The organism is Bradyrhizobium sp. PUT101 (genome assembly GCF_052043945.1).
Classification (GTDB): domain Bacteria; phylum Pseudomonadota; class Alphaproteobacteria; order Rhizobiales; family Xanthobacteraceae; genus Bradyrhizobium.
This window is the reverse complement of record NZ_CP197207.1, coordinates 1,428,551-1,445,594: the sequence shown is the minus strand read 5'-3', so window position 1 is coordinate 1,445,594 and position 17,044 is coordinate 1,428,551. Positions and strand designations below refer to the sequence as shown.

General features: G+C 60.2%; 18 protein-coding genes and 1 tRNA gene. 10 read left to right on the top strand and 9 right to left on the bottom strand.

Annotated elements, in window-relative coordinates:
- Positions 1-76: 76 nt before the first annotated feature.
- Positions 77-943: an isocitrate lyase/PEP mutase family protein gene (locus ACSHT2_RS06995; protein ID WP_440640943.1), complete on the top strand. Its 867-nt coding sequence runs from the start codon at positions 77-79 to the stop codon at positions 941-943.
- Positions 940-1,239 carry an acylphosphatase gene (locus tag ACSHT2_RS06990; RefSeq protein ID WP_440640942.1) on the top strand — a complete coding sequence of 100 codons (300 nt, stop codon included), beginning with the start codon at positions 940-942 and terminating at the stop codon, positions 1,237-1,239. Before ACSHT2_RS06995 ends, ACSHT2_RS06990 begins: the two co-directional genes overlap by 4 nt.
- A 140-nt stretch (positions 1,240-1,379) precedes the next feature.
- Here the strand turns inward: ACSHT2_RS06990 and ACSHT2_RS06985 are convergent, their stop codons facing one another.
- A complete protein-coding gene (locus ACSHT2_RS06985; protein WP_440640941.1) occupies positions 1,380-2,897 on the bottom strand; it encodes an ATP-binding protein in 1,518 nt (505 codons plus the stop codon).
- A gap of 124 nt (positions 2,898-3,021) precedes the next feature.
- The gene (locus tag ACSHT2_RS06980; RefSeq protein WP_440640940.1) at positions 3,022-3,876 is read right to left on the bottom strand and encodes a LysR family transcriptional regulator; all 855 of its coding nucleotides are present in this window, start codon (positions 3,874-3,876) and stop codon (positions 3,022-3,024) included.
- Between the two features lie 114 nt (positions 3,877-3,990).
- On the opposite strand from ACSHT2_RS06980, the gene ACSHT2_RS06975 reads away from it, so the two are divergent.
- Positions 3,991-4,413 (top strand): tautomerase family protein, encoded by a 423-nt coding sequence (locus ACSHT2_RS06975; RefSeq protein WP_440640939.1) that lies wholly within the window; start codon positions 3,991-3,993, stop codon positions 4,411-4,413.
- Between the two features lie 50 nt (positions 4,414-4,463).
- On the opposite strand, the gene ACSHT2_RS06970 is transcribed toward ACSHT2_RS06975, so the two are convergent.
- Positions 4,464-5,177, bottom strand: coding sequence for a DNA helicase (locus ACSHT2_RS06970; protein WP_440640938.1), 714 nt, complete (start codon positions 5,175-5,177; stop codon positions 4,464-4,466).
- 198 nt (positions 5,178-5,375) lie between these two features.
- The gene (gene lipB / locus ACSHT2_RS06965) at positions 5,376-6,122 is read right to left on the bottom strand and encodes a lipoyl(octanoyl) transferase LipB (protein WP_440640937.1); all 747 of its coding nucleotides are present in this window, start codon (positions 6,120-6,122) and stop codon (positions 5,376-5,378) included.
- 68 nt (positions 6,123-6,190) lie between these two features.
- On the opposite strand from lipB, the gene ACSHT2_RS06960 reads away from it, so the two are divergent.
- Positions 6,191-6,433, top strand: coding sequence for a FliM/FliN family flagellar motor switch protein (locus tag ACSHT2_RS06960; RefSeq protein WP_011088012.1), 243 nt, complete (start codon positions 6,191-6,193; stop codon positions 6,431-6,433).
- Between the two features lie 178 nt (positions 6,434-6,611).
- Positions 6,612-6,696, top strand: a tRNA-Leu gene (locus tag ACSHT2_RS06955).
- Between the two features lie 23 nt (positions 6,697-6,719).
- On the opposite strand, the gene ACSHT2_RS06950 is transcribed toward ACSHT2_RS06955, so the two are convergent.
- Complete coding sequence (locus tag ACSHT2_RS06950; protein ID WP_440640936.1) at positions 6,720-8,180, bottom strand: hypothetical protein; 1,461 nt, start codon at positions 8,178-8,180, stop codon at positions 6,720-6,722.
- A 629-nt stretch (positions 8,181-8,809) separates the two neighbouring features.
- Between ACSHT2_RS06950 and ACSHT2_RS06945 the strand changes: the two genes are divergently transcribed.
- Positions 8,810-9,403 (top strand): hypothetical protein, encoded by a 594-nt coding sequence (locus ACSHT2_RS06945; protein WP_440640935.1) that lies wholly within the window; start codon positions 8,810-8,812, stop codon positions 9,401-9,403.
- Positions 9,404-9,633: 230 nt separating this feature from the next.
- Here the strand turns inward: ACSHT2_RS06945 and ACSHT2_RS06940 are convergent, their stop codons facing one another.
- Positions 9,634-10,011 (bottom strand): hypothetical protein, encoded by a 378-nt coding sequence (locus ACSHT2_RS06940; RefSeq protein WP_440640934.1) that lies wholly within the window; start codon positions 10,009-10,011, stop codon positions 9,634-9,636.
- Between ACSHT2_RS06940 and ACSHT2_RS06935 the strand changes: the two genes are divergently transcribed.
- The 3 genes from ACSHT2_RS06935 (at position 10,004) to ACSHT2_RS06925 (ending at position 12,006) form a co-directional block, all read left to right on the top strand.
- Positions 10,004-10,498 (top strand): hypothetical protein, encoded by a 495-nt coding sequence (locus tag ACSHT2_RS06935; RefSeq protein ID WP_440640933.1) that lies wholly within the window; start codon positions 10,004-10,006, stop codon positions 10,496-10,498. The two genes, ACSHT2_RS06940 and ACSHT2_RS06935, sit on opposite strands and share 8 nt — an antisense overlap.
- A 204-nt stretch (positions 10,499-10,702) precedes the next feature.
- Positions 10,703-11,173, top strand: coding sequence for a hypothetical protein (locus ACSHT2_RS06930; protein WP_440640932.1), 471 nt, complete (start codon positions 10,703-10,705; stop codon positions 11,171-11,173).
- A gap of 269 nt (positions 11,174-11,442) precedes the next feature.
- Entirely contained in the window at positions 11,443-12,006 is a 564-nt protein-coding gene (locus ACSHT2_RS06925) for a hypothetical protein (RefSeq protein WP_440642792.1), read from the top strand.
- 26 nt (positions 12,007-12,032) lie between these two features.
- Here ACSHT2_RS06925 and ACSHT2_RS06920 read toward each other — a convergent pair whose 3' ends face one another.
- From ACSHT2_RS06920 to ACSHT2_RS06910, 3 genes are all read right to left on the bottom strand, one after another.
- Positions 12,033-13,037 (bottom strand): DUF7064 domain-containing protein, encoded by a 1,005-nt coding sequence (locus ACSHT2_RS06920; RefSeq protein ID WP_440640931.1) that lies wholly within the window; start codon positions 13,035-13,037, stop codon positions 12,033-12,035.
- Positions 13,038-13,244: 207 nt separating this feature from the next.
- Positions 13,245-14,537 (bottom strand): MFS transporter, encoded by a 1,293-nt coding sequence (locus tag ACSHT2_RS06915; RefSeq protein WP_440640930.1) that lies wholly within the window; start codon positions 14,535-14,537, stop codon positions 13,245-13,247.
- Positions 14,538-14,679: 142 nt separating this feature from the next.
- Positions 14,680-15,774: a phosphotransferase gene (locus ACSHT2_RS06910; protein ID WP_440640929.1), complete on the bottom strand. Its 1,095-nt coding sequence runs from the start codon at positions 15,772-15,774 to the stop codon at positions 14,680-14,682.
- A gap of 135 nt (positions 15,775-15,909) precedes the next feature.
- Between ACSHT2_RS06910 and ACSHT2_RS06905 the strand changes: the two genes are divergently transcribed.
- A complete protein-coding gene (locus tag ACSHT2_RS06905) occupies positions 15,910-16,812 on the top strand; it encodes a LysR family transcriptional regulator (RefSeq protein ID WP_440640928.1) in 903 nt (300 codons plus the stop codon).
- Positions 16,813-17,044 lie beyond the last annotated feature (232 nt).

Genomic DNA, 17,044 nt, shown 5'->3' with positions numbered 1-17,044 from the left:
ACCAGCCGGGCCTTCATCCTTCGAGACGCGCGCAAAAGCGCGCTCCTCAGGACGAGGAACTGAGAGTGAGGCAACCATGGCCTTTCGTTCCCGCCGCGAGAAACTTCGCTCCATCCTGTCGGGCGGGACCTGTGTCCATCCCGGCTCGGTCTACGACGCCATTTCGATCCGCATTGCCGAGGACCTCGGGTTTCCGCTCGGCATGTTCGGGGGATCAGTGGCTTCGCTCGCCGTGCTCGGCGACCCCGATATCACGCTGATCACGCTCACCGAGCTTGCCGAGCAGATGCGGCGGATGTCGCGCGCCGCAACACTCCCCGTTCTGGTCGATGCCGATCACGGGTACGGCAATGCGCTCAACGTGCGCCGCACGGTGCAGGAGCTGGAGATGGCGGGCGCGGCCGGCCTCACCATCGAGGACACGCTGCTGCCGGCTGCCTTTGGCGAGACGAAGACGCAGCTGATCTCGCTCGAGGAAGGCGTCGGCAAGATGAAGGCGGCGCTTGGCGGCCGCAGCGATCCGTCGCTGGTGATCATGGGCCGGACGGGCGCTGCCGCGATCACCTCGATCGAGGATGCTGTTCGCCGCGCCAAGGCTTATGAGGCGACCGGAGTCGATGCGTTGTTCTTCACAGGCATCAAGTCGCGCGCCGCGCTCGAGGCCATCGCATCTGACACGCGCCTGCCGATCGTGCTCGGCGGTGCGCCGGACGAATTGAACGCGCTCGATTACCTTGCGAGCCAGCGCGTACGCATCGCACTCCAGGGCCATGCGCCGATCGCCGCCGCGACGCAGGCCGTCTACGAGACGCAGAGGGCGCTGCGCGAGGGCACGGCGCCGAAAAGCCTCAGGGGCTTGGCATCGTCGGAGCTGATGGCCCGTGTCATGCGCGAGGGCGAGGCCAGGGTGCGCAGCGCCGATGTCCTCGGACTGAACAAGTGAGCCGGGCAATTCTGCAGGTCATGATCCGCGGACGCGTGCAGGGCGTCGGCTATCGGGCCTGGGTCGAGTATCAGGCGACGACGAGCGGCCTCGAAGGCTGGGTCCGCAACCGTCGCGACGGCAGCGTGGAAGCGCTGTTCGCTGGCGCGCCGAAGCACGTTGCCGACATGGTCGCGCTGTGCCGCCACGGCCCGCCGTCCTCGCGCGTCGACAGTGTCACGAGTGAAACCGCGAGCGTGGATGAGCTGAATCTGCGCCGGGCAGGAGAGGCGTTCTCGGTGCTGCCGACGGCGTAGCTTCAGAGAAGACCGTCATGCCCGGGCGCTGTCCCGGGCATCCACGTTCTTCGCGCCGTGTGGTTATGCGCGGATGGCCGGGACAAGCCCCGCCATGACAACGTAGAGGCTGAGGTGCCCCAAGCTCTCGAAGGGAAATTTCACCTTGGCAGCTTGGCGATCGCCTCGCTCAGCTCGTGGATCTCATAGGGCTTGCGCAGGATCGGGAAATCGCCGCGCACGCCGGCGGCGACCTCGCTGTAACCGGTGGCAAGCAGGATCGGCAGGCCGGGGCGGATCTGGCGGAGGCGATGGGCGAGGCTGAGCCCATCCATCTTGCCGGGCATGACGATGTCCGAGAACACGAAGTCGACGCCGTTGCTCTCGATCTCGCGCAATGCCGCTTCGGCATCGGCGACCCGGCGCACTTGATAGCCGAGCTGCTCCAGAAGACCGATGCTGACCAGAGCAACGTCGGGATTGTCCTCGACCAGCAGCACCGTGCCGCTGCCGCGGAGAGGCGTCCCCGATGTCTCGCGCGACGGCGCATCTGTGCCGCGCGGCAGGATGATGGTGAATGTCGTGCCCTTTCCGAGCTCGCTTGCAACCGCTATGGTGCCGCCGGCCTGATGAGCGAAGCCGTGCACCTGCGAAAGGCCGAGGCCCGTGCCTTTTCCGATCGGCTTGGTCGTGAAGAACGGCTCGAAGATCTTGTCGAGAACGTCGGAGGGAATTCCGAGCCCGGTATCTGTGACGTCGATTGCGACGAAGTCGCCGGCGAGGGGAGGTTCGTTAAGCACGACGTTGCGCGTGCCGATCGTCACCGTGCCACCGTCCGGCATCGCGTCGCGGGCATTGATGACGAGGTTGAGCAGCGCGGTCTCGAGCTCGGAGACGTCGGCCTTGATCGGCCAGGCGTCGGAGCCGATGTCGAAAGCGAGACGCACGGAACTGCCCACGCCGGCGTCGAGCACCTCGCGGATGGCCGCGACGCGTTCGGCGAAATCGATCGCCTGCGGGTTGACGCTCTGCCGCCGCGCGAAGGTGAGGAGCTGGTTCGTCAGCGCGGCGCCGCGTTTGGTCGCGGTCTCGATCGCGGACATGGCGCGCTCGAGCTTGGGGTCGTCGGCGGCGCTCTTCTTCAGGATGTGAAGGCTGCCGCTGATGATCATCAGAAGATTGTTGAAGTCGTGGGCAACGCCGCCGGTGAGCTGTCCGAGCGCATCGAATTTCTGCGACTCGGCGAGTTGCTTCTGCATTGCCTCGAGCTTGAGCTGGGAATTGCGGCGCTCGGTGATGTCGCGCGTGATCTTGGCGAAGCCGATCAGCGCGCCGCCCTCGTAGATCGGGTCGATCACCACGCTGGCCCAGAAGAACGTGCCGTCCTTTCGGACGCGCCAGCCTTCCTCCTCATATCGGCCCTTTTCCCGCGCAATACCGAGCGCCCGCGCGGGCTTGCCATTGGCGCGGTCGGTCTCGGTGTAGAAACGGGAAAAATGCTGGCCGAGGATTTCCTCGGGCGAATAGCCCTTGATGCGTTCGCCGCCGACGTTCCAGCTGGTGATGATCCCCTTGGGATCAAGCATGTAGAGGGCGTAGTCGGCGACTCCCTCAACCAACAGCCGGAAACTGCGCTCGCTTTCGAACAAGTCTCTCTGTTGACTGAACTTTTCGGACATTCCGGACCCGCCTCGACGGGGACAAACGCCGCACATGGCAGATTTGTTCCCATTGTATGGGACATTTTTAGGCAATATCGCGCACCGAATACAGAGGCCGCCGGGCGATCAGGCGGGGTGGCCGCTAGCTCGTCGCCAGGCTCCGGAACGTCGCGGCCACCGCGCGCAGGGCCGCGAGCTTGGCGGGATCGCCGACTTTCGAATGCAGCATCACCTTCGATCTGCCGAGTCTTGGCAGCTTGTGCGCCGGCCCGAGATCGACCAAGCCCGGAGGCGCGATCCGCCGCGCCAGCGGCGCAATTGCAAGTCCGGCAAGCGCAGCCGCGACCACCGCCGTGACACCGCCGCCGACAAATCGCTCGCGCCAGGCGATGCCTGCCTTGTCCAGCGCGCGCACGGCGATGGCGCGGACGCCACAGGGCGGGGCGAGCGTTGCGAGCGGCAGTGCTTCGCCCTTCGGGAACGTGAAACGCCGCGATGCGAACCAGCCGAACTCGTCATCTGCCAGCTTCTCGCCGCCACGGCGGCTGCCCTCCTGGCGGACGATCACGGCGTCCAGCTCGCCCGCGTCATAGGCATCCTGCATCTCGCGCGAGAAGCCGATCGTGACGGCGAGCTTGAGATTCGCGGACATCGCGTGCAGCCGTTCGAGCAGCGGCACCAGTTCGGGGCCCGCGGCATGGTCGGAGATGCCGAGCGAAAGCGACTGCGGGGCGGAAGCCTCGCCGGAGAGCGCACGGTCATGCGCGTCCATGAGTGAGCGGGCGCGATCGAGGAAATCAGCACCATCGGCAGTGAGCCGAACCGCGCGCGGCGAGCGTTCGACGAGGCGTTTTCCCAGCAACGTCTCCAGGCGTTGGAGCTTGAGGCTGACAGCCGCCTGCGTCGTGCCGAGCGCTTCGGCCGCGCGGGTAAAGCTCTGGAGGTTGGCAACCAGCAGGAAGGCCCGGACCGTGGCGATGTCGAGTGTTCCTATCATTAGAAACTATTATCACTGATATCAGTATAGATAAGATACCAAAATCATGCCCCCAGGTCTAGCTTCTCACCAACGCCGCGCAAGACCCTGCGCCGCGTCTTGAGGAGAGCCACCATGCCCCTGATCACCGTGTCCTACGCCACGTCCCGCCAGTCGCGGTCGCTGAAGGCCGACGTCGCCAATGCCGTGTCCGAGCTCACGGCAAAGATCCTGCACAAGGATCCCAGGGTCACCGCCATCATCGTGAAGTCCGTGGATGCGGGCGACTGGTTCGCGGGCGGCAAGTCGCTCGCCGAGCAGAAGCTCGCAAGCTACTGGATCGACATCCACGTCACGGAAGGCACCAACACCAAGGACGAGAAGGCGGCCTATCTCGCTGCCATGTTCGAGCGCATGGCCGATATCCTGGGCCCGCTGCATCCCGAGACCTATCTGCATGTCGACGAGGTCAAGGGCGATGCCTACGGCTTTGGCGGCCTGACCCAGGAGCGGCGCTACATCGCCGGCAAGCTCGAGGTTTCGCTGCAGGCGGCGTGATGCCCGATCGCGGGTGAGCAATCTCACCCGCGACCGGTTGCAAGGGATCGTCAGCTCGCAGCCCGGAACTGGACTTCTGAATTGCTGATGAAGCACGTCTTGTCGAACAGATTCAGGTCCAGCGGGTTCGGCAAGCGAACGTCGCTGAGATCAGGACAGGGCTTGACTGCGGGATCATAGGATCGGTCGATCTGCGAGATGAAGACGACGATCAGCCCCTTGTCGCGTGCGAACGATTTCAGTGCGCGCACCTGAACGGTCAGGTCGGGGTTTTCCCGCCGCTGGTCGAGCAGTTGCAGATAGTCGATCACCACGAATGTACCGCGCGGGGCGGGGGCCATCTGCTTGACGACGTAATCGGCGCTGATCGCGTCGGAACAATCGACCTCGAACAATCTGTCGAACTGCGCGGGATCTACGCCGATCGCCCGCAAGCGATCCAGAACGTCTCTCTCGGTGTATTCGAGCGAGAAGAGCGCGGCGCGGCTACCCTTCCTCATGGCCTCCACCGCAAGTTCGAGACTCATCAGGGTCTTGCCATGACCGGGCCGCGCACCGAGCAGCACCAGCTCGCCCGGCCGGAATTGAGGAAACAGCTTGCCGGCCGGCGTCTCCGCCGCGGCTTTCGCCGCGAGCAAGCTCCAGGCGGAAAACCCTTCCGCTGTGGCGACGCGGTCAAGCGCGTCGTGGAGTGGAACGCCTTCCTCGCGGGACAGGCGCTTCGCCTTGCGCTTGAGATGATAGATCGGCGCAGACAATCTCATCGTGAGAACCTCCCATTGCGAGCATGATCGCAATCCCTCCTTATGCCGAGCGCTCGAACAGTCGGTCCGATGATCAATTCGCCCGGCATGAAGTCTGCTTTCCCGGCGGAGGGGGGAGGCGTGGGCGGCACCGGAATAAAGCTAGCTGATTCCGCGGCCACAGAGAAAGAGAGCCGCGCACGGCGAACAGGAAAGCGCTTAGGCGACCACTTCCGGCAATGCGCGGGTCGATCCGAACAACTCCTCGAACGCCTGCCGGAGCGCGATGTCGACGTCGGCCATGGTCACGAGCTGCCCGAGGTCGACGAGAGAGGTCACGCCGTAGCGGGGATCGGCGACGCCGCAGGGCACGATGCCGGCGAAATGCGACAGCTCCGGCTCGACATTGATGGCGATGCCGTGGAACGACACCCAGCGCTTCAGGCGGACGCCGATCGCCGCAATCTTGTCCTCGTGGTCCGCTCCCTTGTCGGGCCGCCTGACCCAGACGCCAACCCGGTCCTCGCGCCGCTCGCCGCGAATATTGAAGGCGGCCAGCGTGCGCAGAATCAATTCCTCCAGGCTCGCGACATAGGCCCGAACGTCCGGCCGGCGGCGCTTGAGGTCCAGCATGACATAGGCCACCCGCTGGCCCGGCCCGTGATAGGTGAGCTGCCCGCCGCGCCCGGTCGCGAAAGTCGGGAATCGCGCATCGAGCAGGTCGGATTGCTTGCCCGAGGTGCCCGAGGTGTAGAGCGGGGGATGTTCGAGCAGCCACACCAATTCCGGGGCCTCGCCTGCCGCAATCGCGGCGACCCGGGCCTCCATGGCGGCCACCGCATCCGGATAGGGCACCGGAGCATCCGAGATGAGCCATTCGACGGGCTCGCCTCCTGCGGCGGAAAACGATGTCAGATCGAGCTCTTGACGCTGGTTTTGACGGGGGTTTTCAGGCGAATTAACCATTGGCTAACCATAACGTGGTGATGATCGCAGGCGCAAATGAAGAGTCCCATGTCGCGGCGGTCCTGACAGTGCCCACTCTCGATAAAGTCACCGTGGATCTCATGGTCGTCCTGGGGACCACCACCATGCCGATCCATCAAGTATTGCGTCTTTCCCGCGGCGCCATCATCGAGCTGGATGCTACCGAGGCCGACGAGGTCAAGGTTCTGGCCAATAATCTGCCCGTCGCCTCCGGCGTCGTGCTGGTCGACCGCAACCGGATCGCGGTCGAGGTCAAACAGATGCTGCCGCGCACGCCGGGGACCCGGTAGGGCCCCGGGGCGATAGCGTCCTGGGGACCAGCACGGGCCGATTCGGGCAGAGGGTCGGAACTTTCCTGCAAAGCTTGTGGAATTCAGGGCCTTTGCAGGCTTGTACCCCTCTGATGGATTTGTTAGATCGGCGCCGTTGATCCGGTCGGCCCTCAAGCCTCAGGCCGGCATCCCCAAAGCGCTCGTGGCGGAACTGGTAGACGCGCTGCCTTGAGGTGGCAGTGAGTAAAATCGTGGGGGTTCGAGTCCCTCCGAGCGCACCATACCCACGCCTAATCCATTGAAATTACGGCGTTTTTCTTCCAAAATTACTACGCAAAGTTACTACTCTGTTCTCGGCCGACGTTCCGGACCTGTTCGCGCCAGGTAAAGCCGTGATATCGTCAAATAACTGGCTCTGATCGAACGCTACGATCTTCTCCATGCCACTGATTCCGAGTTTTTCCCGGTTTGCCTTGGCGATGTAGTGCGCCGGCATCTTTGGATCAGTCCAGCCGAACATCGCCATCATCTGGCTTTCGGTACAGTCGGCGTAGGCCGCGACCTCGGCGCGGGCCTTCCGCACCCCATGGCAGCTTTTCTTGGGTTCGTTGACGCCCGCCAGGACCGCGTACTTCTTGAATTTCGCCGCCCACGCCTTCTTGTTCATCGGCAGCACGCGGCCCTTCACGATCTTCCCGGTGAAAACGTCAGCGCCGATGATCCCGGCCGCACGCGCCGCGCGGAGGCTATCAGCAAACTCCGGATGCACCGGCACCGTGACGGTCGTGTTGCCACGGCTTTTTTCGGTTGAGATCTGTACCGCCATCTTGCGCACGATTTGGCGCAGATGAGACGGCCCGAAGCGATGCGCGTCCCCCAGCCGCAGGAAAGTGTGGTGCAGGATGTCGAACATCAGCCGCGCCTCGGTGCCGAGCGGCCACTTCGCGCGGTACATCGCCATATCTTCTTCCGTCCAGGGCATGAAACCGCCGCTCTCGCGGCTCGCCTTCGCCTTGCCGGACTTCAACCCGATCGTCGGATCGTCGTCCTCGTCGAGATGGCTTTCATCGATCATCCAGCGGATCATACCACGTAGCGCCGACAACAGATTGCCCGCCTGTGACGGCGTGCGTGCCTTCATCTCGGCTTTGATGACCTTACGTGTCAGCACCCCAAACGGCTTCTCGCCATTCTCGGGCAGGAGCGACTCGATCAACCCGGTGCGCTGGAGCCGTGTCGAGTCCGACAGTCCTGCCTCGCCAACGGCAAGGTCGCCCAGCCAATGGTCGCTATGTTTGTAAAGTGTCCAGTACCAGCGCAGCGTGTGAGGCTTCGGCGGCTCGGTCGGCAGTTCCGGACGCGGTTCGTTGCGCTGCTTCTGCGCGTTGACGTAATCGGTAGCGTCGCCATAAAGCGCGATCTGCGAAACAATGGCCGCGTCGCACTCGTCGTCGAACGCCCTGGTGCCGAACTCCGCCTTGATCCTGATCTTCGGCAATCCGTTGCGAATCTGGACATAATAGCGCGTCTGTCCGCGTTGAGAGCGATCGGCCAGCACATAGCGACGTTCCGGCTGCACCAACGGATCGGGTTCGGTTCGCCGTTTACGCATCACTCCTCCGAGCGCCGCAACCGCCGCATCATAGGCGGCATCGAAGGGTTCGGTGCCATATCGCTCTCTGATCCCGATCCGCCGACCCTTGCGGCTCACCTTCACGTACCAGCGCAGCGCGCCGAGCGGGGAATAGTCGAAGTAAAGGTACATTCGCGTGTCCCCGGGGGCGCGGGGATCGCGTCGCTGCATTCCAAGCATTGGCTTACTCCGTGGACCAATGCTTGGAGTCTAACGGTGCGGTGACTCCGCATCAATTGTATAAGGTGCGTTTCACCCGCTTTCGGTGCGTTTCAGGTAACGCTGCAGCGCCTCCGATGGCACCCATATTTCGTCTACACCTGCTGTGGGTTTGGTCCGCGCGGGGCCCGTCGTCAGCGCAATCCGAATAACACCGTCTGCATCAACGCTGACCGCGCTCGCGCCGGCTTCTTTGGCCGCACGGATTGCTCGAGCTAGGTCGGCTTGTGTAACCTTTGCCGGACGCCGCGGCATGACGTTTCTCCTAACGCGTGAAAGTTCAGGCTGCGCGCTTCCCCCATCACGCGACACCAATCATTCCGAGTACGACCCCAGCGCGTTTGGTATCCTTCCGCGCTGGCGACCGCAAAATCGGATGCGGATTGACACGGGGAGAGCGCCTCGCTGACTTAGTCAAGCACGGCGTTCAGTAGTCCTTCCAGAGAAAGGAGATAAAACTTGGAGTATTGTGAGATGCCCAAGAGAGGCAAAAATCATCGTGAGGTAGTGAAGTCGAAGAAGAAGACAGCGATCATTTTCTCTTGAGCGACTTAGCTGAGGCCGATCAGGATCAAAACGCTAACGAAGACTCTTTGGACGAACGAGCCTACAGGCTGGCGCGGCTGCTGCTCGCAAAGCTCGAACTTGCGCTGTCGAATGAGGAGGTTCTGCAGGTGCTGGGGCGGCCGCACAATGTCTCTAAATCGAAAGCAGCCCTGCTGCTCTTCGATTTGGATGCAACGAAGGATCAGCCCGCCGCTGCAACGCTCATCGAGCGCCTGACAAAGAGGATGTCGCCGGAATTTTGCGACGTAGACCAGCCGTACAGCAAAGATCGTACATCGGTCAACTGCGTTGAATTTGCGCACCAACTCGCGATTGGCGCGATCGACCACAGATTGGTCAGTTACGGCTATGAGTTCCTCTCGCGTACTTCGGTGCAGGCCATCAAATCTGGAAAGAAAGATGACGAGGCAATCGACGCTTTCATTGATGTGCTGGCTTACTACGGAGACTTCCGAGCCGCGCAAGTGCTTCTCAACAAGAGCTCCGCGGGGCCGAGCACGCATACAGCTCGCAACCACGGTGATCGCGCGACTGCTGTCGCAACCGCCGCTGAAGACGCCGCGCCTTAACGAACTGCAGAGCTTCTTGCAATTGTCAGCTGAGCGTGGCTATGAGGACGCGAATATCTTCCTTGAGATACTCAAGAACAAGATACAGCCCGTCAGCGAAAAGCCCGCGGTCGGTGAATTCGACCACTACGCGGCGTGATATCGCGACCAGGCCGCTCGGGGGGTGTGAGTGCCGGGTTGGTGTCGGCAACCCGTAACTATTCCCAACGGTTGAGCTCGAACTTGCGAGCCTAAATTCGGAAATCCAACTCGAAGGCGTGAGCGCCATTTTCAATGGGCCAATTCCGAGCGCTCTCGCTCGGGTGTGTCTCTATGCCAAATCGAGCCGGCGGATTTTTGAGTTTGGCGATGGAAATTTGGCGCTTGTCCTGGCTAAAACAGCCGTCAACGAGTTGCAAAAGGTTCGCAGTGATCTTCAGCAGCTTCCACAGCAACTGCAACTTTGCTTTGCGGATGTTGTGTCCAATCATTATCGCTGGCTGGCCGATCAACGGCACGCCTTGGACGGTAAACCAGGATAAAGCAATCAGCGATGAACTCGTTGTTGGCATGGGCTTCGCGGAATTTTCAGGCAGTCGATTTGAGGATCGATAGAGTTTTGTGGACATCACGACTGTCTTCAGTGGAGACGGCACGTATCTGCTCGGCAATGTGTCAAAGGAATGTAATTACGCCGATTATCCAAAGATGGTCCGGGACTCGATGCTGTCCGTGCTGCGTGAGCTCAAGGCGAGAGATAACTGGAGGCCGGGAGACACGGTACGCGTAATGTTTCATGCGCATCGACCATTAAAGCGCATCGATGTGGGCAAGATTGTCTTCGCGTGTGTGCGAGAAATCGGCGCGGAGCAGGTCCTGCAAATGGCATTCGTTACCGTCTCGCACGATCACCCATTTTGCATTATGGATCGCGCCGAAAAGGGCAAAACCCGTGAAGCGCGAAAGCAACATAGTAAAAGGGAGTTCGCACCGGTCCGTGGCACAATAGCGCGGATTGGTCCGTCCACGCGATTGCTCGCGACAAATTCTCACAAGCTCATAAAGCGGGCGAACTCCCCGCTTCCCGCGCCGCTACTTACTTTGCCTGCATCCTGATTCGACCTTCAAGGATGTGGATCATATTGCGGAGCAGGCGCTAAAGTTCACGAGCTTATCCTGGCGGTCAACCCTGCCCGCGCGCAGCCCCGTGACGATATTCTATTCGGAGCGTATCGCCGAGTTGCTCGGGCGTCTCAAGGACGTACCGGATTTCTCCACTACGGCGCTGTCGGTGAAGCTAAAATGGAGCCGATGGTTCCTATGAGCGCGGTTGTGCTGAGCGCAATTGCGGCTGTACCCGAAGAAGCTCGCCGCGTCTTGCGGAGTTCTGAAGCCTGGCCGACCGCCTCCTCTCGATTGGCATCCAAGATTCTGCAGCGCGACGCCTCACTATCGGTCGGGCTGTTCGACCGACCGATTTTGAGCTGCGCGGCAAGACTTTTGCGACGCAAACCTGTCTTAGCCGCCTATGGCTATGTGATTGATGCTGCACCGGAGGAGACCGTCGCGCTGTGGATCGAAGAGCTTGAACACCTGCGCGGTCGAGAGATTTACCCAGCTGATCGCAATTCGTTCATATTCGACCCAGTGGAAATTCTAGGCGTATGTTTTGGTGTCTGCTCGCCGCGAATGCCAGCAGCGCACCGGGATTGGCTGGCCGGAACGAGCGTGCGGGGCTTCGGGAAAAGCCAGTTCAAAACAAGTGCGTCGCGGCTGGCGGCGCTCCATTAGATAGAGAGAAGGCCAGCACGGTGAGCGCGTCAGCCGTTGCGGTGAGCGAGCTTCCGACGAATGAAGCAATCATGGCGGCCTGTATCGACCACGCGGTGGGCGTCAGTGCATGCATGCTCGTCGGTGATTTGGAGGACGAGCTCGTGCGAAGGCTGCTCTCAGGCCCCGTTGGCATCGCTGACGAGGCAGAGGCTGCCGCTCTTGCTGTGTTGACAGGTCGCATTCTGGACAGGACTAACCTTGGGAAGCCCGAAAGTGCCGTGGAGTAGATTGTTGCTCTGTGTCGGCGTTTTTCGCTGTTCGCAGAACGGCTACGTAGCCGTCAGAGACAACGGGCGCCGTTCGATATAAAGGACGAATATGACGTTCAAGATCTACTCCACGCAATACTGAAGCTGCATTTCGATGATCTAAGACCAGAAGAGGTGACGCCGAGCTACGCGGGATCATCCTCCAGAGTTGACTTCCATCTGCCGACGGAGCGCGTCGTCGTTGAGGCGAAAATGACGAGAGCCAATCTAGATGCCCCGTTTGCGCTTAAGGGCGAGCCCGGATTTGAGGTCTATCGACAACGCTCCCTGCGCTTTTATTGGCGCAATCCTCGGAAGGTCTGCTTATCCTTGCTTTTCGTAGATTGTCTCGAGATTGATCAATCTCTCGGCCCGTCGTCCTGCGAGGCAAGTGGCAGCTATTGGCTTTGGCTGTATGAACACGCTGTAAGGGTGCGCGGTGCGCTGGAGCCGGCTGAGATCGCCGTCGGGGCTGCTGGGTGCCGTCACTCACACAGCAGCCGCTTGTCCTCACCAGGTCCTCGGCTCCGCAGTCGCGGCTAACCCTGCAAGCGCAAGGGCGTCCTGCGCTAGCCCGTCAACGCCGGAATCCTTTCGTCCCACCGTCGCCCACGCAAGCCGGCCTCGATCACGAGCGAATGATTTTCCTGCGCAGAACCATGACCGATCTTTCCGTTGAGCTCCCACCTGATCAGTCCGATCCAACAAATAGCATTGCCGTACGCGCGCCACGGTGCCCCCACGATCGGAACGCCACGTAGCTGGTGCTTACGGCCACGCTGGTCGGTCACCAACGCATCAAAGATGATCGGCGTGACGCCCAACCGCGTCGTCGTCATCTCGACATCCATGATTGCCATCACATCGCCGTTGTCGAGCAGATATCCATGCGCGAATTTCTGATCCTGGCCGGTTGGCCTTGTAGGATCAAGATGCATGTGGAATCGGAAGCCCAGGTCTTCGCCGAACTGGGCCCAAAGAGAATTCATGGGTGGGATATCCAGTTCCGGCCGCGGGCCCCAGCTGTGGTTCATCCTATCGACGATATCGATCTTGTATTCCTTGCCTCGCAGTTTGAGCGTTCCGGTGAAGCGACCATGCATGTCGTAGTGGCCTTTGTAGCCGCTTCCCATTGAAGAACGCGCCCACCGCTCGTCTTCCGTCTTGCCGGCGAGCGGATTTTCCTTGGGATCATGAATATCAAACGGATTCATGATACCGATGATGTCCATCCGCAGCTCGGTGCCGTCGCGCCCAACGTAGTCGATCCGATAGTCGCGCGGCGGCTTGATCGCCTTGATGCTCAGCCCATTCGGGCCCTGAATGTGCGAGAATCTTTTGGGCGCAGGAAGATGGAAACGAGTATCAGCGTATAGTGCCTCGAATTCCGTCTCGCTGACGCAGCCCATGAAGCGGATATCGTTCTGCATGCAGCCCAGAACCGGGCGAACAACAACATAGATGTGCCCGAAGATCCGCTCTTCCGGGATTGATACCGGGATATAGTACGTCTCTCCCCAAGTATAATCGTCCTTGTCGCTGAAGTGATATTCTAGATCCTCAGAAGTGATCATTTCCTCTTCCTTTGCTTTCGCCCAGCGTCAGCTACAGTCGCATCGATGACGAAACATGTGCCCGCCTCGTCGCGGACCTAACGCCGTCAGCGGTGGAAAGTAAATTTGTAAGTCGCGAATTGCAGTTATCGGTTCTGCCGCTATATGCGCTATCATCGGCACTTCACCTGCGCGCGTGACTGCCGCGAGCCGGCCAAAGGCTCGAGGCTATGCCTCAGATCTTCGGAAGGCGATGAACGTCAATACCCCGGAAATCACTATACTTGCTGCAATTGCATACATGCCAAAGACTGGCTTCCCGGTGATGTCGGTAATGACTCCGAGCATGTAGGGACTTACGAAGCCACCGAGATTTCCGATTGAGTTGATCGCGGCGAAGCTGATCGCCGCGGCACCAGCAACATAGATGCGCGCAAGGTTGGCCCAAAAGACCGTCGAAACAGCGAGAATACCGGCGGCAGCTGCCGTCAGCCCGAAAAGAGATGCCGTTATGTTGCTGCTGAAGTAGGCGCTCATCCAGAACCCCACGGCGGTCACGGTCAGCGCAATTGTCTGCACGCGCTTCCTGCGTCCGACGGCATCCGAAAACGGTCCCACAAGAACCACCGAGAGCCCGGCCACCAGCCACGGCAATGCCGACAACCAGCCAATAGCCATCGTGCCGGAGATGCCGGTCTGCTTGATCAGTTGCGGCAGCCAAAAGGCAATTCCGTAGTAACCAATCAGCAGGAAGAAATAGGCCAAGCAGGAAAGAATGGTTTCCGGCTTCCGCAGGGCGTCCTTATAGCTGTGCGCGCCCGCTGCGTTCGCGAGATCCTTTACACCTTCTTCTGCAATCCGCTTTTCATCATCGGTCAGCCAATTTGCATGCTTGATCTCGTTGGCCAGCCCGAAGAAAATCAGCGGCGCAACGAGGACCGTCAACCCTCCCTCAACCAGGAACAGCCATTGCCAGCCAGAATATCCCGATAAGCCGTCAAGCGATGTCATGATGTAGCCAGATAGCGGACCGGACACCACGAACGCTATCGGTACCGAGACCCAATAGAGAGAATTGAACCGACCGCGCTGCCTATTCGGGACCCACTGCGAGAGGTACCACATCACGCCCGGCGCAGCCCCGGCCTCGGCGGCGCCAATGATGAAACGCAAGGCATAGAACCACGTGGCATCCTTCACGAACGCAAGTGCCGCTGTCGCGATGCCCCATGTCAGGACGATCCGTGCGAACCACAGTTTGGCGCCCACCTTCTGCAGAGCAATATTGCTCGGAATCTCAAACAGAAAGTAGCCAAGGAAGAAAATCCCGGCGCCAAGGCCGTAAGCGGCGTTGCTTAGGCCCAGTTCTTCCCGCATTTGCAATGCCGCGAACCCGACATTGGCCCGATCCAGATTGGCAAAGAAGAAGATCGCGATGAGCACGGGCGAAAGTCGCCACGCCATCTTCGTATATAGCCGATCGCTGAAGGCAACAGAGTCTACTTCGATGTACGACGCCACTTGGCACTCCCCCTATCCTGCAATTGTTGCGGACCGGCATATCGGACTCCCAACACGCCGTAGTCTGGCTTCATCGCGCAGCCCCTGCACGCCGCATATCGGCCAGCCGATCGCCCTGCTCGATTTTGCGCGATCTCTTTGTTCACGAAAATTCGCGCAACAGCTCCAGAACGTCCCAATCGAGCATTGAGGTCGTCGCCCGCTGCATCAAGGCGCGCTTGCGCCGCAGAGCGCGCTCATGGGTGTTGATGTTGATGCCGACAATGTAGAGGACCGTGCAGAAATCAAAGAGCATCGCTCTCCGGTAGTCCGACCGGGCGTCCTCGAATGAATACGAAAGTCCGAACGACCGAATATGCTCTGCGTAACGACGCAACAGATCGAGCTCGTTTGCACGCCGTTCTTCCACATTCATGCAGTGACTTACGAGGTAGGCGAAATCGCGTACGCCTTTCGAAGGGCGGGTGGCCTGCCAGTCCAACGCCACGATTGGGTCTTTGTCGGTTTTGCCCGCCGGGCCAAACAGCAAATTGTCTAGGCGCATATCACCATGACCGAGCGTCGATGGCTGCGCGACGAGCCATTTTTGCAGCGGCACGATCGCATCGAGATAGGCGTCGCGTACCTTACGAAACTTATCGGGTACGAATTCCGCGAACGTTTCCTCCATTTCCGCCCAGGCCTTCACATATTTGTCTCGGGGCGGCATGACTAACGGCGCAAGCGCAACCTGAGACATCTTTCCCCAATAAGGACCATGAAGCTGTGCCATGAGATCAACCGCAAGCTCGGCATCAGGGACTGTGAGGCCAACCGTTTCATCGCCTGGGCGATGGTCAGGAAAATCTTCAAGAAGGAGTGCGAAGAACTCACCGTCGGCCTCCGTCTCAGCAAAATAGCAACGAGGGACTCTGACATTCGTGCTCTTCACCAGAACATTGTAGAAGTTAACCTCTCTCTCGTAGATGCCCATGGCCTTTGATGCTTGGCGGCGCGTCGCATTGCTCGTTGCAAACTTTGCAAATAGGCTTGTCGGCGCCATTTCGGGCTTTTCAGACCCGGCATAGTTCAAGATCAACCGCGCTGAGTCCCCAGTTTGGCCAAAACCCAACCCAACTGGCAGCACGTCAAAACTCTCGACAGCCTCGTTCGTCGACAAAAGTCGGTGAGACCTCAAAACGCCCGTGAGCCAAGCAGAATCGACTTCTGCCAGCGACGTCGGAAAGCGTGCAGTCATTTGTTTCCCCCGCGGCTGCTTATGCAGCCTGATTGTTTGATTACGCGCAAAATAGCTGACCGCCGAACGTTGACATACGCGAACCTCAGACAGTACGCTTATCGGATGAGCCGATAAGACGCTCCGAGGTGCCAAATGTCGCCGGTGGAATTGCGCCAGCTTCGCTATTTCCTGCATCTCGCAGACGAGCTGAATTTCTGCCGCGCCGCAAAAAAGGCCCATGTTTCCCAGTCTTCGGTGACTGAGCAACTGCAGCGGCTCGAGGACGTTCTGGGCGTACGCCTTGTTGATCGCAACCGAAGACGGGTCCGCCTGACACCCGCAGGCGAGGTGCTGCAGCAGCAAACCAGGAAGCTGTTTGAGCAGGTCGGAACGCTGGTCGAGAGAACTCGGGAGGCCGGAGGCATCTCCCGGCAGCGACTGCGGATCGGATTTTCCGAGATGGCAGTAAATTCGCCGATGCCCAAGATCATCCAGAACTTCCGCCGCCGTTATCCCGATGCGGACACGGTCCTGCTTGAGCAATCATCGAGTGGATCCGAGAGGGCCTTGCTCAATGGAGTCCTGGACTGCTTGTTTGTACCCAACCTGCAAGCGCATCCGATGATCTCAAGCCTCACCATCGGCGAGGATTTGATCCTGGCATGCTTGCCGGAGTCGTCGCCTTTGATCGCCAGTCCGTCGGTGCGAATTGAACAGCTCCGAGACAATCCTGTGATCCTGCCGGCGGAAGGCAGCCGCGTCAGCGACTTGATTGTTGCAGCCTTCGCGCGTGCAGATATTCGGCCAAATGTGGTAACGCGCATATCGCGCGTGTCGGCGATGCTGGCATTTGCCGCCTCCGAGGGAGCCGTTTGCTTCATCACGCTGTCTCTCGCAGGTCTGGTTCCGGATGGCATCGTCCTTCGGCCCTTTGTCGAACCTGCGCTCACCGTGCCGTTTTCGCTTGTATGGCGAAACCAGCCGAGCAATTGCGCGGTGGATCATTTTGTTGCCATAGCCCGCGAGACGATCGCCCCCGGCGCAAACTCGCATTGAATCTCAATGGATCGTTGAATCTGATGGAGTTTGGCTAACCGGTTATGCGTCGGTCCGCTCCCTCACTTCAATTCGGACATTCCGATCAACGTCGTGTGCCATTCAAGCGACTTCAGGTGCGACCGTCCGTTGGATCAGGGCAATTGACGGAGACTACCTGCCCCAATCGCTGATCCGGGTCGCCGCAACAGAATGATCAAGCGCACGCTCGCCGTCCCTTCGGCGAAAAGTG